4 protein-coding genes and 2 pseudogenes are annotated in these 5,759 nt (G+C 62.4%); 1 reads left to right on the forward strand and 5 read right to left on the reverse strand.

Going from position 1 to position 5,759, the window contains the following annotated elements; all coding sequences use genetic code 11:
• The 4 genes from EN742_RS21615 to EN742_RS21630 all read right to left on the reverse strand — a co-directional run.
• Window positions 1–1,117 (reverse strand): M24 family metallopeptidase (locus EN742_RS21615; protein WP_128333253.1); only part of this gene is annotated, 1,117 nt, incomplete at its 3' end.
• Between the two features lie 188 nt (window positions 1,118–1,305).
• Window positions 1,306–2,685 carry an aspartate aminotransferase family protein gene (locus tag EN742_RS21620; protein WP_128333254.1) on the reverse strand — a complete coding sequence of 460 codons (1,380 nt, stop codon included), beginning with the start codon at window positions 2,683–2,685 and terminating at the stop codon, window positions 1,306–1,308.
• A 35-nt stretch (window positions 2,686–2,720) separates the two neighbouring features.
• Window positions 2,721–4,214 carry an NAD-dependent succinate-semialdehyde dehydrogenase gene (locus EN742_RS21625; protein WP_128333255.1) on the reverse strand — a complete coding sequence of 498 codons (1,494 nt, stop codon included), beginning with the start codon at window positions 4,212–4,214 and terminating at the stop codon, window positions 2,721–2,723.
• 127 nt (window positions 4,215–4,341) lie between these two features.
• The gene (locus EN742_RS21630; protein ID WP_128333256.1) at window positions 4,342–4,833 is read right to left on the reverse strand and encodes an Lrp/AsnC family transcriptional regulator; all 492 of its coding nucleotides are present in this window, start codon (window positions 4,831–4,833) and stop codon (window positions 4,342–4,344) included.
• 189 nt (window positions 4,834–5,022) lie between these two features.
• Between EN742_RS21630 and EN742_RS40260 the strand changes: the two are divergent.
• A pseudogene (locus EN742_RS40260) lies at window positions 5,023–5,191 on the forward strand (ATP-grasp domain-containing protein); the annotation flags it as partial.
• Between the two features lie 12 nt (window positions 5,192–5,203).
• Here the strand turns inward: EN742_RS40260 and EN742_RS21640 are convergent.
• Window positions 5,204–5,759, reverse strand: a pseudogene (locus EN742_RS21640) (succinate--CoA ligase subunit alpha); the annotation flags it as partial.

The following is a 5,759-nucleotide window of genomic DNA, read 5'->3' on the forward strand; positions in this document are numbered from 1 at the left end:
CCAGAATGGTCTCGCTGATCTCGATCCCCCATCCGTCCATCCACATACCAAGAATTGAGTGAAGGACATTGCCAGGCCGAAGTTCGGTCTTGTCACCGGGCCGGAGGCTGATGGTGTGTTCGCCCCAATCAGGTGGATAGGCGACTCCGATGGAGTAGCCGATCCGCGACTCCTTTTTCAGTTTATACCGGCTGATGACGCCCCGCCAGGCAGCTTCGACGTCCTCGGCAAGCGTCCCCGGCCTGATCGTCTCCAAGACGGCTTCCATGCCTTCGAGAACTGCCTTGCCAGTGTCAGAGACCTCCTGTGGAGCCTTCCCGAGTTGCATCGTTCTTGCCAGACCAGCCGCGTATCGCCGGGTGACCCCCGCCAGTTCCAGCGCAATCGTTTCATTGTCGCCAAAGCGCCGGTCGCTCCACATGATGTGGGGCGCAGACGCGTTTTCCCCGCCGAGAATAGTGGGCGGCAGGGCTGTGATATCACCCGCATAGGCAGCGGACCCGGCAATCTGGGCAGCCTGAATCTTGGCGATTGCGTCGCATTCCCTGACCCCAGGCGCAATAACGTCATAGGCGGCGGTGACGGCGGCCTCAGCTAGCCTGGATGCCTGTCGCAGATAATCGATCTCGGCATCCGATTTGACGGAACGAATCCAATTGATCAGCAAGTCCGCATCTTCAATGCGGGCATTTGGCAGTCCTGCCACCAGATGCGCATGCGCTTTGGCAGAATAGTAATAGGCTTCCAGTTCGATGCCGATGTTGCCCTTAGCCCACCCACGACGGGTGATCCAATCCGCAATCCAATCCATCGGATGTCGATCGGGGCGTTGCACCAGATCTTCCGGGAAACCAACGATATTGTCGGGCCTCATCCAGGCCGTCAGCAATCCGCCAGCTGCGTCCATCGCCCTTCCGATCCAGACAGGTTCCACGTCGTCTAAGGGCACGATCACGACTTGTGGCGTGTAAAAGGACCAGCCGTCATAGCCAGTGATGTAATGCTGGTTGGCAACATCGTTCACAATGAGAATATCCAAGCCACGCCGCTGCATCTCGGCGCGTATGGTGTTGAGCCTTCGCCTGTATTCCTCTCGGCCGAAAGGCAACTCGATCATTTCTCAACTCCTTTTGGGTTCTCTCATGTCGCGTGTCGTTGACACGCTCGCTTGAAAGCATCTCCAGGCGAGGTAAGGGACCAAATGGGCGCATACCGCGCCAAACAACCGGAGAGTTGCGAACGCTCCGGCGAGATTCCATCGCACGAGCAGGGCTGCCGTTCGCTCCCTAAGCTTGGTTGGAACTTTCATATAGTCGCAAACACGCTCTTCACCGCATCTGCCGTCTTGGAGACGACGATGTCAGCCTCTTCGCGGGTGAGGCAGAGCGGCGGCGCGAAGCCGAGAATATCGCCCTGCGGCATGGCGCGGCCGATGACGCCGCTTGCCGCGAGGGTGGTCGCGACCTGTGGTCCGATCTTCTGCGAGGCGTCGAAGAACACGCGGTCGTCCTTGTCGGCGACGAACTCGAGCGCCGCCAGCATGCCGTCGCCGCGCACCTCACCGACATTTTTGTGGCCGCCGACGGCTTTCGCCAGTTCGGCGCGGAAATAGGCGCCGGTCTCGCCGGCGTTGGTCACCAGGTCCAGCTCGTCGATCAGTTCCAGGTTGGCCACGCCAGCGGCAACGCAGATCGGATGCGCCGAATAAGTCCAGCCGTGGCCGAGCGAGCCGAGCTTGTCGGAACCCTGCACCAGCACTTGCCAGACCTTGTCCGCGACGATGACGCCAGACAGCGGCGCATAGGCCGAGGTCAGGCCCTTAGCGATGGTGATGAGATCCGGCTTGATGCCGTAATGGTCGGAGCCGAACATGGTGCCCAACCGGCCGAAGCCGGTGACCACTTCGTCGGCGACCAGCAGGACATCGTACTTCTTCAGCACCGCCTGGATCTTTTCCCAGTAGAGGGCGGGTGGCGGCACGATGCCGCCGGTACCGAGGATCGGCTCGCCGATGAAAGCGGCGACGGTATCGGGACCTTCGGCGAGGATCATCTCCTCGAGCTTGTCGGCGCAGTATTGCGAAAACTGCTCCTCGCTCAGCGAGCGGTCGGCGCGGCGGAAATAGTAGGGTGCCTCGGTGTGCAGGACCGGCGCACGCGGCAGGTCGAAGGCATTGTGGAACAGGTCGAGGCCGGTCAGCGATCCGGTCATGATGCCGGAGCCGTGATAGCCGCGCCAGCGCGAGATGATCTTCTTCTTCTCGGGCCGGCCGAGCACGTTGTTGTAGTACCAGATCAGCTTGATGTTGGTTTCGTTGGCGTCGGAACCGGAGAGGCCGAAATAGACCCTCGACATGCCTTGCGGCGCGCGGTCGATGATCATCTTGGAAAGCGTGATCGATGCCTCGGTGCCGTGGCCGACATAGGCATGGTAATAGGCGAGGTTCTTGGCCTGTGCGGCGATGGCGTCAGCGATCTTCTGGCGGCCATAGCCGACATTGACGCAGTAGAGCCCGGCGAAGGCATCGATGCTCTTCTTGCCATTGTTGTCCCAGATGGTGACGCCTTCGCCACCGGCGATCACTCGCGTCGGGCTCTCGCCACGCGCATGCGTTCCCATATGGGTCGAGGGATGGAAGAAGTGATCGCGATCCCAGGCGGCGAGTTCGTTTGACTGGTCGAGCATTTTTCTACTCCTGAGGAAAATGTGTCGGGCGCGGCTTACGCCACGTCGAGGCAGAGATATTTGAGATCGGTAAAGGCTTCGAGCCCGTGACGCGAGCCCTCGCGGCCGATGCCGGACTGCTTGACGCCGCCGAACGGGACCGGCGCGCCGGTGATCTTGACGCGGTTGATGGCGACCATGCCATAATCGAGCGCGCGGCCCATGCGCAATTGCCGGCCGCCGCTTTCGGTGACGACATAGGCGACGAGGCCATATTCGGTGGCATTGGCGCGGGCGATAACCTCGTCCTCGCTGTCGAAGGGCGTCACTGCGGCGACCGGACCAAAGGTCTCCTCGCGCATGATCAGCGCGTCGTCGGTGACATCGGCGAGCAGGGTCGGCCGGTAGAACAGCGGCCCGGCCGGATGTCTGCCGCCGCCGGTGAGGCAGCGCGCGCCATGGGCGAGCGCATCGGCGACCTGCTCCTCGACCTTCTTGATGCCGCGCTCGTGCATCAACGGCCCGATGTCGATGTCATCGGCCAGGCCATTGCCGGTCCGCAGCGCCTCGATGCGCCTGGCGAAAGCGGCGCAGAAACGATCGTAGATCGGACGCTGGACGTAGATGCGGTTGGCGGCAAGGCAATCCTGGCCGGAAGTGGCGAATTTGGCGTCGATGGCGATGGTCACCGCCTTGTCGAGATCGGCATCGGCGAAGACGATCAGCGGCGCGTGACCGCCAAGCTCCATAACCAGCCGCTTCATCGTCGGCGCGCTTTGCGCGGCGATAAGCCTGCCGATCTCGGTCGAGCCGGTGAAGCTCATAGCGCGGACGCGCGGATCTTCGCACATCCGCCCAACGATGGTCGAAGCCTTGCCTGTGAGAACGTTGAAGACGCCAGCCGGCAGGCCGGCGCGTTCGCCGAGCTCGGCCAGCGCCAGTGCCGACAGCGGCGTTTCCGACGAAGGATGCGCGACAATCGTGCAGCCGGCAGCAAGCGCGGCCGCCGCCTTGCGGGTCAGCATGGCTGCGGGAAAATTCCACGGCGTGACGACGCCGACGACGCCGAGCGGTTCGCGCCGCACCATCATCTCGGCGTTTGGCAAATGGCTGGTGACGCTTTCGGCGTTGAGGCGCTTTGCCTCCTCGGCATACCACTCGACGAAGGAGGCGGCGTAATCGATCTCGCCGAGCGATTCCTTCAGCGGCTTGCCTTGTTCCAGCGTCATCAGCAGGGCCAGATCATTTTTGGCGGCGGCGATCAGATCGAACCATTTGCGCAAGATTTTCGAACGTTCCTGCGGCAGCAATGCGCGCCAGGCGGGAAAGGCGCGCGATGCCGCATCGATCGCCGACGTCGTCTGCCGGGCATCGAGCGCGGCAACGAAAGCGACGGTGGATCCGGTGGCCGGATCGGTCACCTCGAAACTCTCCGCGGTCTCGCTTGCCGTCCAGTGGCCATCGACATAGGCGAGTTCACGCAGCAGCCGTCGGTCGGCGAGGCGATCAAGCGCTTCATGGCGCTGCGAGCGGGCAAAATGTGCGGACATCATCGGGCTCCCGGTTCGGGTGACGCCGCAAGACTATCTCTGCCGCGCAAACAGAGAGGCTGTTTCGGTGCCTGCACGTAGAGAGATTGTCTCTATTGCATCGCCCGGGCAGACGATCTCTCCGGTATCAGGAAGATGCCGGCAACAGATCCGCCACTGGCAGCACACTCTCCTCCTTCACCGTCTTGGTGACGATGTAGGTGAAATAGCGGTCGATGCCGATCTCGCGTTCGAGCAGGGTGTCGACCAGCCGCTGGTAGGCGTCGATGTCGCGCGCCATCACCCTCAGCAGGTAATCGACGCCGCCACCCACCGACCAGCAGGCGACGATTTCGGGGACGTCGCGGATGACGCGCTCAAAACGGTCGAAATCGGCTTGGCGGTGGCTGGCCAGCGTCACCTCCATCAGCACGATGGCGACCGGCGCGACGGCGCGCATTGCAACCCTGGCGTGATAGCCGGAGACGATGCCGGCCTTTTCCAGCTTGCGCAGCCGCATCCAGCACGGCGTCGGCGACAGGCCGACCTTGTCGGCGAGCGCCAGCTTGGTGATGCGCCCATCGCGCTGGACCGCGTCGAGGATTTTGAGGTCGATCGGATCGAGTTTCGCTGCAATCATCAGCGTCCAGCTTTCTTTGACTATGGCGTACGCATCCAGTAGCCGTCTTGCGAAGTGACGCGGATCACCAGCCGGCCGTGCGTGGCGGAAATGGCCTCGACATTGGCCCTGCCAAGCGCGATTTCAGCGGACAAGATGGACTCACGAATATCACGCCAAGCCAACTGCGCGCCCGCTATGGCGTAACATTTGCGCGGCGGGCTGGCCTACAGCCCTGAACAGGCGGCCTATCGCGCGAGCGAGATTGGCAGCGACTGCTGGGGTGGTGAAGGCGCATGTCTCCAACTCCGGTGCCCGCGGCAAGGCCGGCGGCATCACGTTCTGCTCGTTCGACCACGAGATCATCGAGGCAGCCGACGAAAAAATCCACCTATGCAGCTCTGTTGCGTACTGAAATGACAGCGGCAACGACCTGACCAAAGCTTGATGGGGTCGGCACGATTGCCACCCCGGCGTCACGCAGGATTTCGACCTTTTCCTGCGCCGACTCGCCAAAGGCAGAGATGATGGCGCCGGCATGCCCCATTCGCTTGCCCTTCGGCGCTGAAAGACCGGCGATATAAGCGATCACCGGCTTCTTCATGTTGTCGCGCGCCCACAGCGCAGCCTCGGCTTCCTGGGGGCCGCCGATCTCGCCGATCATCACCACGGCGTCGGTCTCATCATCCTTCTCGAAAAGCTCAAGTATGTCACGGAAGGAAGAGCCGTTGATCGGATCGCCGCCGATGCCGACGCTGGTCGACACGCCGATGCCCACGGCTTTCATCTGGGAGGCCGCCTCATAGCCGAGCGTTCCCGAACGCCCGACGATGCCGACGCGGCCGGGCAAATAGATCGACCCCGGCATGATACCCATCAGCGCCTGGCCGGGCGATATGATGCCGGCGCAATTGGGTCCAATCAACCGCAGCCGATCCTCATAGCGA

The organism is Mesorhizobium sp. M4A.F.Ca.ET.020.02.1.1, from assembly GCF_004022645.1.
In the GTDB taxonomy this organism is placed as follows: domain Bacteria; phylum Pseudomonadota; class Alphaproteobacteria; order Rhizobiales; family Rhizobiaceae; genus Mesorhizobium.

Bases quoted from the DNA above. Each gene is read 5' to 3' on its own strand.
- EN742_RS21630 (WP_128333256.1), bottom strand. From the start codon at position 4,833: ATGATTGCAGCGAAACTCGATCCGATCGACCTCAAAATCCTCGACGCG.
- EN742_RS21620 (WP_128333254.1), bottom strand. From the start codon at position 2,685: ATGCTCGACCAGTCAAACGAACTCGCCGCCTGGGATCGCGATCACTTC.
- EN742_RS21625 (WP_128333255.1), bottom strand. From the start codon at position 4,214: ATGTCCGCACATTTTGCCCGCTCGCAGCGCCATGAAGCGCTTGATCGC.